Source organism: Streptomyces lincolnensis (assembly GCF_021173675.1).
In the GTDB taxonomy this organism is placed as follows: Bacteria; Actinomycetota; Actinomycetes; order Streptomycetales; family Streptomycetaceae; genus Streptomyces; species Streptomyces lincolnensis_B.
On record NZ_JAIHON010000002.1, the window covers coordinates 711,671 to 726,629 of the forward strand.

15 protein-coding genes are annotated in these 14,959 nt (G+C 73.4%); 8 read left to right on the forward strand and 7 right to left on the reverse strand.

What is annotated here, in order from left to right; genetic code table 11:
* Positions 1-65: 65 nt before the first annotated feature.
* Positions 66-1,187 carry a pyridoxal-phosphate-dependent aminotransferase family protein gene (locus tag K4B79_RS06745; RefSeq protein ID WP_232025327.1) on the reverse strand — a complete coding sequence of 374 codons (1,122 nt, stop codon included), beginning with the start codon at positions 1,185-1,187 and terminating at the stop codon, positions 66-68.
* Positions 1,188-1,405: 218 nt separating this feature from the next.
* Between K4B79_RS06745 and K4B79_RS06750 the strand changes: the two genes are divergently transcribed.
* The 7 genes from K4B79_RS06750 to K4B79_RS06780 all read left to right on the forward strand — a co-directional run bounded on the left by K4B79_RS06750 (position 1,406) and on the right by K4B79_RS06780 (position 7,756).
* Positions 1,406-2,263 carry an ABC transporter substrate-binding protein gene (locus K4B79_RS06750; protein WP_232025328.1) on the forward strand — a complete coding sequence of 286 codons (858 nt, stop codon included), beginning with the start codon at positions 1,406-1,408 and terminating at the stop codon, positions 2,261-2,263.
* A complete protein-coding gene (locus K4B79_RS06755) occupies positions 2,260-3,117 on the forward strand; it encodes an amino acid ABC transporter permease (RefSeq protein ID WP_232025329.1) in 858 nt (285 codons plus the stop codon). The genes K4B79_RS06750 and K4B79_RS06755 overlap by 4 nt, the downstream gene beginning before the upstream one ends.
* On the forward strand, positions 3,114-3,917 hold the full coding sequence (locus K4B79_RS06760; RefSeq protein ID WP_232025330.1) for an amino acid ABC transporter ATP-binding protein: 804 nt from the start codon (positions 3,114-3,116) through the stop codon (positions 3,915-3,917). The genes K4B79_RS06755 and K4B79_RS06760 overlap by 4 nt, the downstream gene beginning before the upstream one ends.
* Positions 3,918-3,984: 67 nt before the next feature.
* Positions 3,985-4,776, forward strand: coding sequence for a PIG-L deacetylase family protein (locus K4B79_RS06765; protein WP_232025331.1), 792 nt, complete (start codon positions 3,985-3,987; stop codon positions 4,774-4,776).
* Between the two features lie 50 nt (positions 4,777-4,826).
* Positions 4,827-5,918 carry an amidohydrolase family protein gene (locus K4B79_RS06770; RefSeq protein ID WP_232025332.1) on the forward strand — a complete coding sequence of 364 codons (1,092 nt, stop codon included), beginning with the start codon at positions 4,827-4,829 and terminating at the stop codon, positions 5,916-5,918.
* 143 nt (positions 5,919-6,061) lie between these two features.
* Complete coding sequence (locus K4B79_RS06775; RefSeq protein ID WP_232025333.1) at positions 6,062-6,967, forward strand: SCO1860 family LAETG-anchored protein; 906 nt, start codon at positions 6,062-6,064, stop codon at positions 6,965-6,967.
* Between the two features lie 138 nt (positions 6,968-7,105).
* Complete coding sequence (locus K4B79_RS06780) at positions 7,106-7,756, forward strand: hypothetical protein (RefSeq protein WP_232025334.1); 651 nt, start codon at positions 7,106-7,108, stop codon at positions 7,754-7,756.
* Here the strand turns inward: K4B79_RS06780 and cobC are convergent.
* Genes cobC through cobM form a run of 6 tightly spaced genes read right to left on the reverse strand, consistent with a single transcriptional unit; the run spans position 7,680 to position 14,069 of the window.
* Positions 7,680-8,765, reverse strand: coding sequence for an Rv2231c family pyridoxal phosphate-dependent protein CobC (gene cobC, locus K4B79_RS06785; protein WP_232025335.1), 1,086 nt, complete (start codon positions 8,763-8,765; stop codon positions 7,680-7,682). The two genes, K4B79_RS06780 and cobC, sit on opposite strands and share 77 nt — an antisense overlap.
* Positions 8,755-9,687, reverse strand: coding sequence for a sirohydrochlorin chelatase (locus tag K4B79_RS06790; protein WP_232025336.1), 933 nt, complete (start codon positions 9,685-9,687; stop codon positions 8,755-8,757). The genes cobC and K4B79_RS06790 overlap by 11 nt, the downstream gene beginning before the upstream one ends.
* The gene (locus tag K4B79_RS06795; RefSeq protein ID WP_232025337.1) at positions 9,684-10,319 is read right to left on the reverse strand and encodes a precorrin-8X methylmutase; all 636 of its coding nucleotides are present in this window, start codon (positions 10,317-10,319) and stop codon (positions 9,684-9,686) included. The genes K4B79_RS06790 and K4B79_RS06795 overlap by 4 nt, the downstream gene beginning before the upstream one ends.
* Positions 10,316-12,007: a precorrin-3B C(17)-methyltransferase gene (gene cobJ / locus K4B79_RS06800; protein WP_232025338.1), complete on the reverse strand. Its 1,692-nt coding sequence runs from the start codon at positions 12,005-12,007 to the stop codon at positions 10,316-10,318. The genes K4B79_RS06795 and cobJ overlap by 4 nt, the downstream gene beginning before the upstream one ends.
* Positions 12,004-13,254 carry a precorrin-6y C5,15-methyltransferase (decarboxylating) subunit CbiE gene (gene cbiE / locus K4B79_RS06805; RefSeq protein ID WP_232025339.1) on the reverse strand — a complete coding sequence of 417 codons (1,251 nt, stop codon included), beginning with the start codon at positions 13,252-13,254 and terminating at the stop codon, positions 12,004-12,006. Before cbiE ends, cobJ begins: the two co-directional genes overlap by 4 nt.
* Positions 13,251-14,069, reverse strand: coding sequence for a precorrin-4 C(11)-methyltransferase (gene cobM, locus K4B79_RS06810; protein WP_232025340.1), 819 nt, complete (start codon positions 14,067-14,069; stop codon positions 13,251-13,253). The genes cbiE and cobM overlap by 4 nt, the downstream gene beginning before the upstream one ends.
* Positions 14,070-14,213: 144 nt before the next feature.
* On the opposite strand from cobM, the gene K4B79_RS06815 reads away from it, so the two are divergent.
* Entirely contained in the window at positions 14,214-14,942 is a 729-nt protein-coding gene (locus K4B79_RS06815; RefSeq protein ID WP_232025341.1) for a ZIP family metal transporter, read from the forward strand.
* The last annotated feature ends 17 nt before the right edge of the window (positions 14,943-14,959 follow it).

A 14,959-nucleotide genomic window follows, 5' to 3' on the forward strand; every position in this document is an offset into this window, starting at 1 on the left:
CGAATGAATTCCTGAATTACGTCGGAATTTATACCGGAATTAGGCTCCTGGTAAGCGCAATGCCTCTACCGCCAGGCGTCCTCCGCCGCGCGCAGCGCACCCGCCACGTCCACCGTCAGCCCCTTGGCGGTCAACGCGGCGCCGAGGGTCGAGAGGCAGGCGCGGACGGCGTCCGGGGTGGCGTCCGGGCCGTAGTGGTTGACGCGGATCATCTCCTTGGCGAGGGCGCCGCCGCCCGCGGCGAGGGGGAGGGCCGGGTCCGACTCCAGGGCGCGGGCCACCAGCTCGGAGGCGTCGACGCCCGAGGGGGTGCGCAAGGTCGTGGCGACCGGCGCCGCGTCCGCCGCGTCGTACACATACGGCTCCAGGCCCCCGCCACCCCCGCCGACGCCTCCGCCCAGCGCCACCGCACCCGCCCGAGTCGCCACCGCCGCCGACGCGTGCCGGGCCATCACGCTCTCCAGACCCACCGCCTCGATCCGCTCCACGCACGCCTCCAGCGCGAGCATCTCCAACTGCGCGGGAGCGTGCAGCAGCGCCTTGCGCCCGCCGTCGACCCACCGCTCCTTCCAGTCGAGCAGGGAGAGGTAGGACCGGCGCGGCGCCCGCGGGTTGGCCGCCATCCGCGCCCACGCCCGCTCGCTCACCGACACCGCCGAGACCCCGGCGGGCCCGCCCATCGCCTTCTGTGCCCCGATCACGCACAGGTCCACGCCCCACGCGTCCGGCAGCACCGGCTCGGCCCCCACGGAGGCGACGGCGTCCAGGTAGAAGAGGGCGCCGTGCTCCCGTGCGACTTCGCCGATCTCCGCGACCGGGTTGGTGTTGCCCGTCGCGGCCTCCGCGTGCACCAGCGACACGAAGTCGATCTCCGGGTGCTCGGCGAAGGCGTCCCGGATCTGCGTGGCCGTGACCGCCGTGTGGAAGGGCACCGCCAGGTCGATCACCGTGGCGCCGCAGTCCCGCAGCCAGTCCCCGAAGGTCTGCCCGTAGGGGCCGGTGATGACGTTCAGCGCGGTCGTACCGGGGCCGGCGGTCCCCCGGATCGCCCCCTCCAGCGGCAGCAGCGCCTCGCCCTGCATGATCACGACGTCCTGCTCGGTGCGCAGCAGCCGCGCCACCCGGTCCTCGATCGACGCGAAGCGCGCCGCGGTCAACGGGGCCAGATCCAGAAACGGGTGCGTCACGGCGGTGCTCACTTCACTCACAGGGCCACTCACGGACCACTCACGGGGTAACGAGTCTCACTCACGGGGTAGAGGAGACGAGGGTAACCGGCACCCCACCCGCCCCAGGGACCGGTGACTTCCTAGGCCATACGGCACCAGAACCATCGGATTGATTTGAGAGCCTCAAACTTCTCCTTATAATCGGAAGCCACAGCTCACCCATAGGAAGGCCCGCCGTGAACACGCCCCTCGGTCGCCGGACCCGCGTCCTGGCCGCCACCACCGCGACGGCCGGGCTGCTGCTCGTGGCTGTCTCCGGCTGCACCTCCAGCGACGACGGCGGCAGCGGCTCGAAGACCGCGGCAGGCGGTGTCGAACTGGTCAAGGCCGGGCAGCTGACGACCTGCACGCACCTGCCGTACCCGCCCTTCCAGTCGGAGATCGACGGCAAGGTGCAGGGCTTCGACGTCGCGCTGATCGACCTGGTCGCCAAGGACCTCGGCGTGAAGCAGGAGATCCTCGACACCCCCTTCGAGAACTTCAAGACCGGCGCCTTCCTGAACTCCGGCGAGTGCGACCTGGCCGCGGCCGGCATGACGATCACCGACGAGCGCAAGAAGAACGTCGACTTCTCCGACCCGTACTTCGACGCCACCCAGGCCCTCCTGGTCGCCAAGGGCAGCGGGATCACCTCGCTCGCCGACGCCAAGGCCAAGAAGAGCAAGCTCGGCGCCCAGGCGCAGACCACCGGCGAGGACTACGCCAAGGGCCAGGGCTTCGACCCGGTCTCCTTCGAGTCCTCCGACGCCGTCCTCAACGGCCTGCGCTCCGGCCAGGTCAAGGCCGTCATCATCGACTACCCGGTGGTCCAGGGCTGGCTGAAGACCAAGGCCAACGCCGACGCCTTCGAGGTCGCCGACAACATCAACACCGGTGAGCAGTACGGCTTCACGGTGAAGAAGGGCAACACCAAGCTGCTCGCCGCCATCGACAAGGCGCTCTCCGACGCCCGCGCCGACGGCACCTACAAGACGCTGTACGAGAAGTGGATCGGCCCGTACGACGAGACCGCGGCCTCCCCGTCCGCCTCATGAGTGATCCCGCCAAGGCCGAAAGCGATCCCGCCAAGACCGAACCCGCGCCCCGCAGAAAGGGACTGACCCGGCGTCAGAAGCGCGGTCTGTCCCAGGGCATCCAGTACGCCCTCTTCGTCGCCGCCGTGATCGCCTTCGCGGTCTCGGCGGACTGGGGCCGGCTGAAGAACCAGTTCGCGCAGGCCGACATCGCCGAGCAGATGTTCCCGGACGTCATCACGCTGGCGCTGAAGAACACCGTGCTGTACACGCTCTCCGGCTTCGTCGTCGGACTCGTCCTCGGCATGGTCATCGCGCTGATGCGGCTGTCGTCGGTGGGCCCGTACCGCTGGTTCGCCGGGGTGTACATCGAGATCTTCCGCGGCCTGCCCGCCCTGCTGATCTTCATCTTCATCGGCGTCGCCGTCCCGCTCGCCTTCCCGGGCACCGAGATCGTCGGCGGCACCTACGGCAAGGTCGCCCTCGCGCTCGGCCTGGTCGCCGCCGCCTACATGGCGGAGACCATCCGCGCGGGCATCCAGGCGGTGCCCAAGGGGCAGATGGAGGCGGCCCGTTCGCTGGGCTTCTCGCCCGCGCGGGCCATGATCTCGATCATCATCCCGCAGGCGTTCCGCATCATCCTCCCGCCGCTCACCAACGAACTCGTCCTGCTCTTCAAGGACTCCTCGCTGGTGCTGTTCCTCGGCGTCACCCTGGAGGAGCGCGAACTGTCCAAGTACGGCCGCGACCTGGCCAGTACGACCGCCAACTCCACGCCGATCCTCGTCGCCGGCCTGTGCTACCTGCTGGTCACGATCCCGCTCGGCTTCGTCGTGCGCCGCATGGAGGCGAAGGCCCAGGAGGCCGTGAAATGAGCCGCCCCGAGATTCAAGTGAAGGGCCTGCACAAGTCGTTCGGCGACAACGAGGTCCTCAAGGGCATCGACCTGGAGATCGGCCAGGGCGAGGTCGTCTGCGTCATCGGCCCGTCCGGCTCCGGCAAGTCGACCCTGCTGCGGTGCGTCAACCTCCTCGAAGAGCCCACCAAGGGCCAGGTCTTCGTCGGTGGCACCGAACTCACCGACCCGGACGTCGACATCGACGCCGTACGCCGTCGTATCGGCATGGTCTTCCAGCAGTTCAACCTCTTCCCGCACCTGACCGTCACCGAGAACCTCACCCTGCCCCAGCGCAGGGTCCTCGGGCGGGACAAGGCCGAGGCGGCGAAGGTCGCGGCCGAGAACCTGGAGCGGGTCGGGCTGGCCGAGAAGGCGGGCGCCTATCCGTCCTCGCTCTCCGGCGGCCAGCAGCAGCGCGTCGCGATCGCCCGCGCCCTGTCGATGGGCCCCGCGGTGATGCTCTTCGACGAGCCGACCTCCGCACTCGACCCCGAACTGGTCGGGGACGTGCTGGCCGTGATGCGCAGGCTCGCGAACGAGGGCATGACGATGATGGTCGTCACCCACGAGATGACCTTCGCGCGCGAGGTCGCCGACCGGGTCGTCTTCATGGACGGCGGAGTGGTCGTCGAGGACGGCACCCCCGCCGAGGTCATCGGCAACCCCCGCCACGAACGCACCCGCCACTTCCTCTCCCGCCTGCTCGACCCCGCGATGGCCGAGGTGGAGGAGGAGACGTCGGACCAGGTGGGCGGCGGCGACCCGAAGACCGACTGAGAAGGCTCCCCAAAAGGGCATACGCACCCCTGTCGCCCAGAGCGCGCCGACCGCCATCATTCGGTGCATGACGACTCTCGACGACGTGAGCGGTTTCGGAGCCGGCACCACCCTGCCCCCGCTGCCGGAGGACTGGCAGCGGTGTCTGGCCGTGGCGGCGCACCCGGACGACATCGAGTACGGCACCGCGTCCGCCGTGGCCCGCTGGACGGCCCGGGGCAAGCAGGTCACGTACCTGCTGGCGACCCGCGGCGAGGCGGGCATCGACGCCCTGCACCCCGACGAGGCGGGCCCGCTGCGCGAGGCCGAGGAGCGGGCCGGGGCCCGTGAGGTCGGCGTGGAGACGGTCGAGTTCCTCGACCACCGCGACGGCGCCATCGAGTACGGCCCGGCCCTGCGCCGCGACATCGTGCGGGCCATCCGCCGGCACCGCCCCGAGATCGTGGTGACCGGCGCCTACGACGTCCGCATGGTCGCCGGGGTGATCAACCAGGCCGACCACCGCGTGGTGGGCCTGGCCACCCTCGACGCGGCCCGGGACGCCGGCAACCGCTGGATCTTCCCGGAACTCGCCGACGAGGGCCTCGAACCCTGGGGCGGGGTGCGCCGCGTGTGCGTCGCGGGCACCGACCGGCCCACCCACGGCGTCGACGTCACCGGCGAGCCCCTGGAACGCGGCATCGCCTCCCTGGCCGCCCACGCCGAGTACACCAAGGGCCTCGGCGCCCAGGGCTTCGACCCCGCCCCCTTCCTGACCTGGGCGGCCAGGCAGGGCGGCCCCGCCCTCGGCGTCGAGGCCGCGGTCCTCTTCGACGTCCACCAGCTCGCCTTCGAAGGCCCCCCGCCCTGGGAGCAGTGACACCCCGGCCCCCTGCCCGGCGCCCCGGTCCGCTCACTAAGGTGCGGTGCATGAGCGATCACGCGGTGCTGCACGTGAAGGGCCGGATCCTGGCCGGCCCCGAGGACGTACAGGACGACCTGTGGGTCGTCGACGGCCGGATCTCCTACGACCGTCCCGTCGGCGCCCACGACGTCCGAACCGTCGAGGGGTGGGCGCTGCCCGGACTCGTGGACGCCCACTGCCACGTGGGCCTGGGCGCGCACGGCCCGGTCGACCAGGACGTGGCGGAGAAGCAGGCGCTGACCGACCGGGAGGCGGGCACCCTGCTGATCCGCGACGCCGGCTCGCCCTCCGACACCCGCTGGACCGACGCCCGCGAGGACCTCCCGAAGATCATCCGGGCGGGCCGGCACATCGCCCGCACCCGCCGCTACATCCGGGACTTCGCCCACGAGATCGAGCCGGACGACCTGGTCGCGTACGTCGCCCAGGAGGCCCGGCGCGGCGACGGCTGGGTCAAGCTCGTCGGCGACTGGATCGACCGCGACCTCGGCGACCTGTCGGCCTGCTGGCCGCGCGGGGCCGTGGAGGCGGCGATCGCGGAGGCCCACCGCCTGGGCGCGCGGGTGACCGCCCACTGCTTCGCCGAGAGCTCGCTGACGGACCTGGTCGAGGCGGGCATCGACTGCATCGAGCACGCCACGGGCCTGACGGACGAGCTGATCCCGCTGTTCGCCGAGCGGGGCGTCGCCATCGTCCCCACCCTGGTGAACATCGCGACCTTCCCCGCCCTCGCCGAGGGCGGCGAGAGCAAGTTCCCTCGCTGGTCCGCCCATATGCGACGGCTGTACGAGCGCCGCTACGACACGGTCCGCAACGCCCACGACGCCGGCATCCCGGTCTACGTCGGCACCGACGCCGGCGGCACGCTCCCGCACGGGCTGGTCGCGGCCGAGGTCGCCGAACTGGTCACCGCCGGCCTCACCCCCGTCGAGGCCCTCTCGGCCACCACCTGGAACGCCCGTACCTGGCTCGGCCGCCCGGGCCTGGACGAGGGCGAGGCGGCCGACCTCGTGGTGTACGAGACGGACCCGCGCGCCGACGTACGGGTGCTGTCGACGCCGCGCCGGGTGGTGCTGAACGGGCGGGTCGTGGGGTGAACGAGTGACCGCACGTGCCGGGAGATTCGAAGGTGTGCGCGGGGGACTCACGTACGGGTGAACTCCCGTCACGGCGCTGACGGTTGCCCCGGGATACGTGATTCTTGCGGAGTCCCGAAGCGTCTCTTCTGGGGGTCCCACCCTTGAACAGCCACACCTTCCGCATGCCCGCACGCCGTCTGGCCACCGTCGCGACGGCCACCGCCCTGGCCGCCGGTCCCACGGCCCTGGCCGACGCGGGAACCGCCCACGCGACCCCCGACCAGGGCCGCGCGAGCGCCGTCGTCCTGCGCACCGGCCTCGACGTGGCCCTGCTCAACCGGACCGTGGACGTACCGCTCGCGGTCGCCCTCAACGAGGTCCAGGCACCCGACAGCGCGCGCGGCACCGCGCTCACCGCCCGCCTGGACGGTGTGGACGGCGGACAGCCCTTCAGCGTGCTCGCCGCGGAGGTCGCCGACGCGCGGGCGACGGTCACCGCCGACCGGGCCGAGGGCGGCACCCGCCTCGCCCACGCCAAGGTGCACGTCCCCGGCCTGCCCCTGCTGTCGCTGATCGAGCTCGAAGGAGTCACCTCCAAGGCGACCTGCGAGGTGGGTAAGGCCCCGCTCGCCTCCGCGAACCTGCTCGGCGCCGTGACCGTCCTCGGCAAGCGGGTGAAGGTCACCACCGGCGGCCCCACCCACGTCACGGTGCCCGGCGTCGGCGAGGTCCGCCTGGACCTGTCGAAGACGGCGACCACCTCCCGCACGGCCGCCGCCACCGCCCTCGAACTCGCCGTCTCCGTCAACCCGTTGAAGCTCAACGTGGCCGAGGTGACCGGCACCCTCACCCTGGCGCGGGCGACCTGCGAGACCCCTCCCGCGCCCGCCCCGGCCGAGGAGCCCGCCGCCGACGTAGAGCCCCAGGGCGCCCCCGCCGAGGCGAACCTCGCCGAGACCGGCGGCAGCTCCACCACCCCGTACCTCGCGGGCGGCGCGCTCGCCCTGCTCCTGGCCGGCGGGGGAGCGACGGCCCTGGCCCGGCGACGGACCCGGCGCACACGCTGAGTGACGGCGCCCGGACGCGGTGGTCGCGCACCGCTCGCGTCCGGGCGCCCGGGACTCACCTGAATGGCGGTGCACCGGGATGTCTGCCAGCGTGGGAGGCGAGAGGGTTCGGCCCCGCAGGGGGGTAGGAGGTTCCCCATGCGCGTCGCACCGCTGACCGGCCTGCTGGCCGTGGCGCTGACCGTCGTCGCCTTCCTGCTCTACGGCGACACACCCGACGTCGACGCCGCCGGCGCCGAGGTCGCGTCCTACTACGACGACCACCGGGCGCAGACCGCCGTCAGCCTGTATCTGCTGGTCCTTGCCTCGGTGTTCTTCGTCCTCTTCGCCGCCCACCTGGCCCGGGTGGTGCGGGCCGTCCCGGGCGGCGGCGACTGGCTGCACCGGGCGGTGGCCGCGGGCGGTGTCCTGATCGCCGTGGGCTTCCTGGTGGGCGCCTCCCTCAGCCTGGCCCTGCTCGACCTGTCGGACAAGGACTCCGCGGCCGAGGCCTCGCTTCAGGCGCTCAACGCACTCAGCGAGGACTTCTTCATCCCGTTCGTCGGCGGGATGGGCCTGATGCTGCTGGCCGCGGGACTGGCCACGGTCCGTGCCGAGGCCGCTCCCTGGCCCCGGTGGCTGAGCTGGACCGCCGTCGCCCTCGGCGTCCTGGTCTTCGTCCCCTGGGTCGGGTTCTTCGCCTTCATGCTGGCGGGCCTGTGGGTGGCCGCCGTCAGCGTGCTGCTGGCCCGCCGGCCGAGTGGTGCGCCAGCGTCGTCGCCCGGTCCAGCGCCTGAAGGAACGAGTTGACCGTCACCCGGTCCCGCACCGCCAGCCGCAGCCACTCCTCGCCCAGCCCCGGGAACGTGTCCCCGCGCCGCACCGCGAACCCGAGGGTGCGCAGATGCCGTCGGACAGCGGCGGCGCGCGGCAGCCGTACGAGGACGAAGGGGCCCTCGGCGGGGCCGGTCACCCTCAGTCCGTCGGAGGCGAACTCCTCCAGGCCCGCGACGAGATGGGCCCGGTCGGCGGCGACGCGATGCGCCGCGTGCGCGGCCTCGGCCAGGGCCCGCGGCGAGACGCACGCCTCGGCGGCCGTGAGAGCGGGGGTGGAGACGGGCCACAGGGGCTGGGCCCGCTCCAGCTCGGCGATCGTCTCCGGGGCCGCGAGGACATAGCCGACGCGTAGCCCGGCCAGGCCCCAGGTCTTGGTCAGACTGCGCAGCACCACGAGACCGGGCACGTCGGTGCGCCCGGCCAGCGCCTCCCGCTCGCCCGGCACCGCGTCCATGAACGCCTCGTCCACCACCAACGTCCGCCCCGGGCGGGCGAGTTCGGCGATCGAGGCGGCCGGGTGCAGCACCGAGGTCGGGTTCGTGGGGTTGCCGATCACCACCAGGTCCGCGTCCTCGGGGACGGCCGCCGGATCCAGCCGGAAACCGTCCTCCGCCCGCAGCAGCACGCGGTCGACGGTGTGGCCGGCGTCCCGTAGGGCCATCTCCGGCTCGGTGAACTGCGGGTGCACCACGACAGGGCGGCGCACCTTCAGGGCCCGCGCGAGCAGCACGAAGGCCTCCGCGGCGCCCGCCGTCAGCAGCACCCGCTCCACCGGCAGCCCGTGCCGCCGCGCCACCGCCGCCCGCGCGCCCCGCCCGTCGGGGTAGGCGGCCAGGCCGGCCAGCGACTCGGCGATCCGCTCCCGCAGCCACCCGGGCGGGGTGTCCGCGCGGACGTTCACGGCCAGGTCGACCAGGGCCGAGCCGTCGTCCCGCACCTCGGCGTCCCCGTGGTGCCGCAGGTCGTGTCCCTCAGTGCGCATGGGAGTGTGCGTGTCCTCCGTGACGGTGGTGCCCGTGGTGGTGGTCGCCGTCGTCGTCCGGGTGGAAGTGCGGCTGCTGCGGCAGGCCCACCTTGTCCTCGAAGCCGGGCAGCGCGATCCGGTACACGCAGGAGTCGCAGTTCATCCGCAGATCGCCCTTCAGGGCCTCCTCGTACCGCTCCATCACCAGGTCGAGCAGCTCCGGCTCCGGCCCGATCACGTCCGCCGAGCGCACCTCGACCTCGGGGTGCGCGGCCGCCCAGCCCTCGGTCTGCTGGCGCACCCGGTCCGGCAGGATCCCGGTGAACAGGAAGTACGGCAGCACGACGATCCGCCGCGCGCCGAGCTTCACGCAGCGGTCGAGCCCGCTGGGCACGTCCGGCGCGGCCAGCGACACGAACGCCGTCTCCACGCCCGCGTATCCCCGGCCCTCCCACAGCAGCCGCGCCGCCTTGTGCACCTCGGCGTTGGCGTCGGGGTCGGTCGACCCGCGCCCCACCAGCAGCACGGTCACGTCGGACCGGTCCTCGGGGGTGCGGGAAGCACCGCCGAGCGCCTCGTCCAGGCGCCGCTCCAGCACCGTCAGCAGGGCGGGGTGCGGGCCCAGCGGACGGCCGTAGGTGTACGAGATGCCGGGGTGCCGTTCCTTCTCGCGGGCCAGTGCCGCGGGGATGTCCCCCTTGGCGTGCCCGGCGGACACCAGCATCAGCGGGACGGCGGCGAAGCGCCGCACGCCCCGCTCCACGAGCTCGGTCACCGCGTCGCCCAGCGGCGGCGGCGACAGCTCGATGAAGCCGCCCGCGACGGGCAGATCCGGGTTGCGGCGCCCCAGTTCCCGGACGAAGTCGCGGAATGCCTCGGCCCCGGCGTCGTCCCGGGTGCCGTGGCCGGCGATGAGCAGGGCGGGCCGGTGGGTGGTCACTGTTTCTCCTCGGATGTTTCGGACGACAGGGATGTTTCAGACGACAGGGATGCTTCGGATGATGAAGCGGGGTGGTACAGAAGGGCGTTGAGGGCGGCCGAGGCGACCGCCGACCCGCCCTTCTCGGACACGTTGCTCACGGCGGGCAGCCCGCTCTCGCGCAACGCGGCCTTCGACTCGACCGCGCCGACGAAACCGACGGGCAGGCCGATGACGAGCGCCGGATCGGCGTCCAGGGTCAGCAACTCCTCCAGCGCGGTGGGCGCGTTGCCGATCACCCAGAGCGCGCCGGGGCCGACCTGCTCGTACGCGAGGCGGATGCCGTGGGCCGAACGGGTCAGCCCCGGCCCGGCGACGGCGTCCCGGAGCCGGCAGACGGTCTCGCGCCGGGTGATGCCGGCCCCGACCATCTCGACGTCCACGACGACGGGCGCCCCGGCGTGCAGAGCGGCATGGGCCCGCTCCAACTCGGCCTCGTCCATGACGAGATCGGCCGCGTAGTCGAGGTCGGCGGCGGAGTGCACGACCCGCTCGACGACGGCCCGGGTCAGGGGCGGCAGGTGCGAGGTGTCCAGGCGGGCGCGCATCCGCCGGTAGGACTCCACCTCGATCGGATGGATCACACGGTTCACCGGGGCTCCTCCTGCCAGCGGTAGCCGCGCGGGGTCACCATGCGCCCGGCGATCCGCCGGGTGGCCGTGTTGCCCACGGTCACGACCGTCATCATGTCGACCGTCGCGGGGTCCAGGGCGCCCAGTGTCGTGAGCCGACTGCTCTCGTCCGGCCGCGACGCGTTCCGTACGACCCCGACCGGCGTCGTCGGCTCCCGGTGCTCCGCGAGGATGGTGAGCGCCTTGGGCAGCTGCCAGTCCCGGCCCCGGGAGCGGGGGTTGTAGAAGGTGACCACGATGTCCGCCTCGGCCGCCGCCCGCACCCGCCGCTCGATGACCTCCCACGGCGTGTGCAGGTCGGACAGGCTGATCGACACATGGTCGTGGCCGAGCGGGGCGCCCAGGACCGCGGCGGCGGCGAGAGCGGCCGTGACACCGGGCACGCCGATCACGTCGATGTCGTCGGACGCCTCGGCGAGCGCCGGGGAGGCCATGGCGTACACGCCCGCGTCCCCGCTGCCGATCAGCGCGACCGCCCGGCCGCGACGGGCCTCCTCGACCGCGGTCCTGGCCCGCTCCTCCTCGGCCCCGAGACCCGACTCCAGGATCCGGGTGCCCGGACGCAGCAGGTCGCGGATCTGGTCGACGTACTGGTCGAGCCCGACGAGCACGGAGGCGCGCCGCAGCTCCGCCTTCGCACGCGGGGTGAGCAGGTCCCGGGCGCCCGGGCCGAGCCCGACCACCGCGAGCCGCCCGCGCGCGGGACGCCGTACGACGGCACAGGTCGCCATGGCGGGCAGGCCGTCCGTGCGCTCGGACTTCCGCTTGGGGACGAGGAGTTCGCCGCCGCGCACGAGGGCTGCGGCCTCGGCGACGGAGGGGGTGCCGACGGCCGCGAGGGGCGCGTCGGAGGGGTTGGGCACCGTGACGGAGGCCAACTCCTCGGCGGAGTACGTGACCAGGGGAACGCCCAGCCGCCCGGCGGCCTCGACGATCCCCGGCTCCTCGGCCTTGGCGTCGACGGTGCCGAGTTCGGCCACCGACCGCACCGACAGCCCGGCGTCGGCCAGCGCGGCCCGGACCAGCCCGAGCACCTCCTCCACCGGCGCGCCCTTCGAGGCACCGACGCCGACGACGAGGGACGGCGGCCGCAGGACGACCTCACCCTCGGCGGGCTCCACGAGCCGGTCGGTCAGCCGGACCGCGTACGCGCCCTCGGCGGAGACCTTCAGCGCGGGCAGCGGCCAGGCCACCTCCGCCTTCAGCGCGACCGGCACACCGTCGAGCAGGGCCCGCGAGACGGCGGCGACATCGCCCTCCACCGGGAGACCGAGCGTGTCCAGGCCGGGCAGATCGACGGCGTCCGTCGCCGTCGTCACCACGGGCTCGGCGCCCAGCACCTCGCCCACCGCCACGGCGAGTTCATTGGCCCCGCCGCCGTGCCCGCCGACCAGCGACACGGCGAACCGCCGGCCCTCGTCGACGCACACCACACCCGGGTCCGCGGCCTTGTCGCCGAGCAGCGGCGCCACCAGCCGGACGACCGCCCCGGTCGCCAGAAAACACACGAGCTGCTCGCACTGCGCGAACGCGGCCCGTACGGCGTCCCCCACGGGACCCTCGTACACGCGGGTGCGGTCCGGCCACGCGGCGGCCAGCCGGTCCCGCGCGACCGCCCCCGCCGCGGTGGCGGAAATGAGGCCGATCACTGAGCAACTCCTTCTCGATACACGGGACGCACGGGGTTCCGTACGCCCCACAGCAGGAAAACCGGATTGGTGGCCGCGAGCCGAGTCACATCGCCCGGCAGCGGCGCGAGACGCGAGGACTGCACCAGCACGCCGTCACAGTCGAACCCGGCGCCGGTGAGCGCCGCCCGCGCGGCCGGCACCCGGTCCAGCGCGGCCATCGCGACGACGACCGTCCGCCGGGCGCGCGCGGCGCACGCGGCGACGACGGCGGGCAGTTCGCGCCCCCCGCCGCCGACGAACACCGCGTCGGGATCGTCGAGTCCGGACAGCGCGCCCGGCGCCTCGCCGTGCACCACCCGTACGTCCACACCGTGCGCGACCGCGTTGGCGCGGATCCGCTCGACACCGTCGGGGGCCTTCTCGACCGCCGTCACGGCAGCGCCGAACCGCGCGCACTCCACGGCCACGGACCCCGAGCCCGCGCCGACGTCCCAGACCAGCTCGCCCTGCCGGGGCCCGAGCCGGGCCAGGGCGAGCGCCCGCACCTCGAACTTGGTGATCATCGAGTCGCGGTGGGCGAACTCCGCCTCGTCCAGGGCCCACCCGGCCGGCCCGGCGGGCGCCCCGGCGACCGTCCGTACGGCACCCAGCACCCGAGACTCGTCCAGACACAGCACGACACTCACCGCCGCGCCCCAGTCCCGCCCGGCGGCCTCGGCCGGGGTCACCCGCTCGACGCGCTCCTCCGGCGAGCCCAGCGCCGAGGCGACGACGAGAACCCGGGCGTAGCCGTCGAGCGCCGCCCCCAGCTCGGCGGGCCCGGCGCCCGGACCGGTCAGCACGGCGACCTTCGGCCGCGCCCGGCACACATTGACCGCCGTCCGCAGCGCCCGCCCATGAGCGCTCACGACCACGGCGTCGTCCCAGGTCAGCCCGAGCCGGGCGAAGGCGGTGGCCACGGAGGAGACCCCGGGCCGGACATCCAGCGCCTCGGCGCCGAACCGCTCGGCCAGCACCCGCACGATCCCGAAGAACCCCGGATCCCCCGAGGCCAGCACCACGACCGGACTCCGCTTGTCCACATGCCGCTCGATGACGTCCAGCGCGGGCCCCAACGCACCGAGGACGACCCGCTCGGCATCCGCCGGGACAGGCGCCGCCTCCAGATGCCGCCGCCCGCCCACCACGAGCCGCGCCCCGGCCACGGCGGCCGCCGCCTCCGGAGCGAGCGGCGCCCCCGTCCCCGTACCGACGACCGTGATCACGTACTCGCCCCTCGCTCGCGCAACGCCCGACGGGCCGCCGGATCCGCCTTGCGGAAGCCGTGGAAGTGACCGGGGTGGTAGAGATGCGAACGCGTGCCGTGCGCGTCGAGGGCCGGTCCGACGAGGAAGAGGGTGTGCTTCCAGAGCTTGTGCTCCTTGACCGTCTCCTCCAGCGTCTCGATCGTGCACCGCACGATCAGCTCCTCCGGCCAGGTCGCCTGGTACGCCACCACGACCGGCGTGCCGGTCGGATAGCCGCCCTCCAGCAGCTCCCGCACCAGCTGCCCGCTGCGGGCCGCCGACAGGAAGACCGCCATGGTCGTGCCGTGCTTGGCGAACTCCCGCACCTCCTCCCCGGGTGGCATCGGCGTCTTGCCGCCGCCGAGCCGGGTCAGCACGACGGACTGCGCGACCTCGGGAATGGTCAGCTCGCGCTGCGCGAGCGCGGCGACGGCGGAGAAGGCGGAGACACCGGGGACGACCTCGGTGGCGATCCCGATCCGGGCACACCGGTCGAGCTGCTCCTGCGTACCGCCCCAGAGAGCGGGATCACCGGAGTGAATGCGGGCGACGCGCAGATTCTCGGTGACGGCCCGCTCGTAGACGGCGACGACGTCCTCGAGGGACATGGTCGCCGAGTCGAGGATCTCCGCGTCCTCGCGCGCGTGCTGGAGGACCTCCTCCTGGACCAGGCTGGCCGCCCAGATCACCACGTCGGCCTCGGCGATCGCGCGCGCGGCGCGGAACGTCAGCAGGTCGGCGGCGCCGGGGCCGGCACCGACGAAGGTCACCTTGCCGGCGGGGGCATCGGCCATGGGTTCGGTCCTCTCGTACGGAAGTTCGGTGATGGGGTGGTTCAAGGCTCAGTGCCGTGGGATTCAGGGCCGTGACGGGCGGCCGTGGGCGGCCGGGGCTTGTCGGATGTGCGCGACGGGCCCTTGATCCGCTACCAAGGGCACATGGCCGTACTCGTCGCGCTCGGCGCGTTCCTGATGACGCTGGCCGGCGGCTGGACGGCACTGCGCGTGACCGACCGCCGCCATCTCGTCCTGGGCCTGGCCGGCGGCCTGATGCTGGGCGTCGTCGGCCTGGACCTGCTGCCCGAGGCACTGGACGCGGCCGGTACCGAGGTGTTCGGCGTCCCGGCCGCCCTGCTGCTCTTCGTGGCCGGCTTCCTGCTGGCCCATCTGGTGGAACGTCTGCTGGCCGCCCGTCAGGCCGCGCACGGCGCGGAGGAGAGCGACGGCCGCGCCCCCGAGGTGGGCCTGACCGCCGCGGCCGCGATGGTCGGCCACAGCGCCATGGACGGAGTGGCGATCGGCGCGGCCTTCCAGGTGGGCGGCGGCATGGGCACGGCCGTCGCGCTGGCCGTGGTCGCCCACGACTTCGCGGACGGCTTCAACACGTACACGATCACGAGCCTGTACGGGAACGCCCGCCGCCGGGCGATCGCCATGCTGCTCGCGGACGCGGTGGCCCCGGTACTGGGCGCGGCCTCCACCCTCCTCTTCACGATCCCGGAACAGATGCTCGGCGGCTATCTCGGCCTCTTCGGCGGCGCGCTCCTCTACCTCGCGGCGGCCGAGATCCTCCCCGAGGCCCACCACGAACACCCCGCCCGCTCGACCCTGCTGTGCACGATCGCCGGGGCGGGTTTCATCTGGCTGGTGGTGGGAGTGGCCGGCTGAGGCTCCGACGGAGGGTC

What these genes read in the sequence shown, in the direction of transcription:
- K4B79_RS06760 (WP_232025330.1), top strand. Translation starts at nt 3,114, where the DNA reads ATGAGCCGCCCCGAGATTCAAGTGAAGGGCCTGCACAAGTCGTTCGGC.
- K4B79_RS06780 (WP_232025334.1), top strand. Translation starts at nt 7,106, where the DNA reads ATGCGCGTCGCACCGCTGACCGGCCTGCTGGCCGTGGCGCTGACCGTC.
- K4B79_RS06770 (WP_232025332.1), top strand. Translation starts at nt 4,827, where the DNA reads ATGAGCGATCACGCGGTGCTGCACGTGAAGGGCCGGATCCTGGCCGGC.
- K4B79_RS06765 (WP_232025331.1), top strand. Translation starts at nt 3,985, where the DNA reads ATGACGACTCTCGACGACGTGAGCGGTTTCGGAGCCGGCACCACCCTG.
- K4B79_RS06755 (WP_232025329.1), top strand. Translation starts at nt 2,260, where the DNA reads ATGAGTGATCCCGCCAAGGCCGAAAGCGATCCCGCCAAGACCGAACCC.
- K4B79_RS06815 (WP_232025341.1), top strand. Translation starts at nt 14,214, where the DNA reads ATGGCCGTACTCGTCGCGCTCGGCGCGTTCCTGATGACGCTGGCCGGC.
- cobM (WP_232025340.1), bottom strand. Translation starts at nt 14,069, where the DNA reads ATGGCCGATGCCCCCGCCGGCAAGGTGACCTTCGTCGGTGCCGGCCCC.
- cobC (WP_232025335.1), bottom strand. Translation starts at nt 8,765, where the DNA reads ATGCGCACTGAGGGACACGACCTGCGGCACCACGGGGACGCCGAGGTG.